Origin of the sequence: Thalassobacter sp. 16PALIMAR09, assembly GCF_000765485.1 — a bacterium.
Classification (GTDB): domain Bacteria; phylum Pseudomonadota; class Alphaproteobacteria; order Rhodobacterales; family Rhodobacteraceae; genus Thalassobacter; species Thalassobacter stenotrophicus.
In genome coordinates this window covers 1-2,974 of the sequence record NZ_JHAK01000027.1, presented here as the reverse complement: position 1 = coordinate 2,974, position 2,974 = coordinate 1, and the positions used below count along the sequence as shown (strand labels likewise).

Below are 2,974 nucleotides of genomic sequence, written 5' to 3'. Positions count from 1 at the left end.
GGTCACCGTCCCACTAAACGTCGCCCCAGACAGCCGCGCAAATGAGCTGGCGTGCAGGCCATCCAAGCGATCCGCGTCGATCCCGGAACCAGACCCGTCCACTGTTTTGAGCTTGTCGCGCACTTGAGCGGCTGTGTCTGGCGATCCGTTTGAACCCGCTGGCCCTTGAGGACCGACCGGGCCAGTCGCTCCTGTAAGCCCGCGCGCGCCCGTTGGTCCGGCTGGACCGGTTGCGCCTTGAGGACCCGCTGGACCTGTGGCACCGGTGTTCCCCTTTGGACCAGTAGGCCCTGTCGCACCCTTCAGGTTTATATACCCTCCCCACGTTGACCCGGTGTAGAACCGCAGACTGGTCCCAGACCACTGATGTGCGGGTGTTGGGCCGGTTGCGCCCGTCGCGCCTTGCGGCCCAGTGCTCCCGGTATTGCCCTTCGGGCCAGTGGATCCAGTTGGACCCGCAGGACCTGGCGGTCCAGCATCCCCCTGTGGCCCGGTAGCGCCAGTTGCCCCCGTATTTCCTTTGGGGCCTGTCGGCCCTCGCGCACCCGTTGGCCCTGCCGGTCCTTGCGGCCCGGTCTGGCCCAGCTCGACAACGGTTTCTGAGCCAGCGATGCGTTTCAAAAAGAGTTTGCCGTCAGCGATATTCATCGCCAGCTCACCAGGAGCAAGCTGCGCCGTACTGGGTATCCGTCCAGCAACAGTGGTGCGTTTCACAAGAAGGGTGTTTGTCATGGGTTAGAACGTGCCCCCATCGAGGGCGATCCCTGTGATTGAGCCACCAGTGATCGCGACAGATCCAGAGTTCTGCAAAGCCATGGACCCCAGCCCAAGGTTCGAGCGCGACGTTGCTTTATTGGGCAGATCCGACAGGTTCGAGGCCGCGGCCAGTTTGCCAGCCAGCGCATTGGTCACAGTCGTGGCAAAACTTGGATCATCCCCCAGGGCTGCGGCCAATTCGTTAAGCGTGTTCATTGCACCAGGCGCCGCATCGATCAGCGCACCGATTGCGGCGGCAACAAACCCTGTTGTTGCAATCTGCGTCGTGTTGGTGCCGGTAGAGGCCGTCGGCGCTGTCGGTGTTCCCGTAAAAGCTGGAGACGTTAGCGCAGACTTACCGTTAAGAGCACTCTGCAGCCCCGTAATCTGTCCCATAGCATGACTGTGACTTGAGGGCGCAAAGCTCGTCGGCTTGCCCGTGATCCCAGCCCAAGGTGCCGCGTCCGCCACTTCTGCGGCATCCACCTTGCCGTCATTGTCCGTGTCATAGGTGGTGCGGGCCATATCACCGGCGCCAAAGCCGACAATAGCCTGGTTAACGAAGGCTGTCGTTGCAATCTGGGTTGAGTTCGTGCCCGTGACCGCCGTCGGCGCCGTGGGTGAGCCCGTGAAGCTGGGTGACGTCAAGGGCGCTTTCGCCGATAGCAGACTGTCGACCTGCGACTTACGAACAAGCTCAGTCCCACCGCTGGCATCTTGGCCGGATTTTGGCACGAGAGAGAAGGTCTTGGCCCCACCAACTGTCTGGTTGCCAACCAGCGCCAGAAAGCCACCACTCCCCGCGACAGATACAATCGACGTTGCATTCCCGCTGCCATCATCGCCTTTGCCGACATAGAGCGTATCATCGACCTCATTATGAGCCAGCTCGCCTGATTTAAGTGATGCAGGTGCACCAGCGACCCCTGAGACGCGGCGCTTGAGTTGAATGGTATTGGCCATCAGAAGAAGCCTCCGTTGATAGGTGTGTCTGTGGGCAGAATGGTGATGCCGGGATCCCCCTGATCGCCCTTGTCCCCTTGCGGACCAGTTTGGCCGTTTGGACCTGGGGCGCCCAAAAGCCGGATGCGTGTGGCCCCCACAGTGATGCGGATCTTGATGGGCGCGGCGCCGGAAGACCCGCCGGGGCCCAAGCTGGGGAAGGGCGGGCGCACGCCCTGTGGAGGACACACACTCATGACAGGCCTCGCGTTATGGGCAGCATCACGGGGATCTCCAAGAGAAAGCCAAGGGGCAGAGCGGGGCTGACATCCACACGAACCATGTCCAGCACAACTGAGCCCGGTTCCAAGTTTGCGGTGTACTGGGCCGGGATGGTCAGAGACAGCAGGCAATCACTTTGGCGTATCAGCGTGCCATCTGCGGTCGTGAGCGTGGCCAGGATATCGGTGGCGGAAGGTTTGATCCGCACCTGCGCGATGATATCGGCAGTCTCTGGAAACAGCGACGCCTCAGCCTCTAAATCCAGCCTGTAGGCATAGCCAATAAGAATGGCGGGGCCTTCAACGATGGCAACACTCATGGCACCCACCCACAGAGTATCGCTCCAACCTCATTATGAGCCAGGATCTGAGCCAGGGTTTGCTCACTCAGCACATCTTGGCGTGAGGGCCGAATGGGCTCGGCCCAATCACAATCTCGGCGCAACCCTCCTGTCTCAATCGCGCATCCAGCGGTCAGCCCGACGCTGAAGACCAGCCCGGTCAGTGTTGTGCACCTCATGGCGGATCTCCTGTGATGTTTGCGTGGCGCGAATGCGGGCCTCCGCGCGGCGAATGGCGAGGTCAGCCTCTGCAGCGTGGCGACCCTGGCGGAAGGCGATCCAGAGCGCGCTCAAAAGGGCAAAGATAATGGCGCCGCAAAACGCACCCCGCTGACCAAAGCCTGCCAGCAGTGCGGTGACGACACGGATCATGGTGTTTTCCCCGAGCGGTAATCTTCGATCCGGGCGGCGCGCGATCGCAGGGCGTAGACAATAACGGCGAGGAACACGGCGGCACCGATCCACGGCAAGGCGATGGTGAGCCAAGCCTCAAGCCCGAACAATGAGAACGCACGGCCGGCCATATCGCGTGCCTGTTCTGCCTCAACCAATGCCGGTGCGATCTGAGAGCCGATGGATCCGGCCGCCCCAATTACCCCAAGGCCGATCTGCGCATTTGAGGCGGCGACGATCCGACTGTCTTTTGGCGCCCCC

4 protein-coding genes and 2 pseudogenes are annotated in these 2,974 nt (G+C 61.7%); all 6 read right to left on the bottom strand.

Features of this window, described 5'->3' with window-relative positions; translation table 11 throughout:
- Positions 1-732: pseudogene (locus PM04_RS18370) on the bottom strand (hypothetical protein); the annotation flags it as partial.
- Between the two features lie 3 nt (positions 733-735).
- Complete coding sequence (locus tag PM04_RS17125; protein ID WP_038009116.1) at positions 736-1,719, bottom strand: hypothetical protein; 984 nt, start codon at positions 1,717-1,719, stop codon at positions 736-738.
- Positions 1,719-1,955, bottom strand: a complete 237-nt coding sequence (locus tag PM04_RS18135) for a hypothetical protein (protein ID WP_152600875.1) — start codon at positions 1,953-1,955, stop codon at positions 1,719-1,721. The genes PM04_RS17125 and PM04_RS18135 overlap by 1 nt, the downstream gene beginning before the upstream one ends.
- Positions 1,952-2,299 carry a hypothetical protein gene (locus PM04_RS17115; RefSeq protein WP_038009112.1) on the bottom strand — a complete coding sequence of 116 codons (348 nt, stop codon included), beginning with the start codon at positions 2,297-2,299 and terminating at the stop codon, positions 1,952-1,954. The genes PM04_RS18135 and PM04_RS17115 overlap by 4 nt, the downstream gene beginning before the upstream one ends.
- A gap of 135 nt (positions 2,300-2,434) precedes the next feature.
- On the bottom strand, positions 2,435-2,692 hold the full coding sequence (locus tag PM04_RS17535) for a hypothetical protein (protein ID WP_052077339.1): 258 nt from the start codon (positions 2,690-2,692) through the stop codon (positions 2,435-2,437).
- Positions 2,689-2,974, bottom strand: a pseudogene (locus tag PM04_RS17100) (TIGR02594 family protein); the annotation flags it as partial. The pseudogene PM04_RS17100 and the gene PM04_RS17535, both read right to left, overlap by 4 nt.

Excerpts from the sequence above, each read along its gene's own strand:
- PM04_RS17125 (WP_038009116.1), bottom strand. The coding sequence starts at position 1,719 with ATGGCCAATACCATTCAACTCAAGCGCCGCGTCTCAGGGGTCGCTGGT.
- PM04_RS18135 (WP_152600875.1), bottom strand. The coding sequence starts at position 1,955 with ATGAGTGTGTGTCCTCCACAGGGCGTGCGCCCGCCCTTCCCCAGCTTG.
- PM04_RS17115 (WP_038009112.1), bottom strand. The coding sequence starts at position 2,299 with ATGAGTGTTGCCATCGTTGAAGGCCCCGCCATTCTTATTGGCTATGCC.
- PM04_RS17535 (WP_052077339.1), bottom strand. The coding sequence starts at position 2,692 with ATGATCCGTGTCGTCACCGCACTGCTGGCAGGCTTTGGTCAGCGGGGT.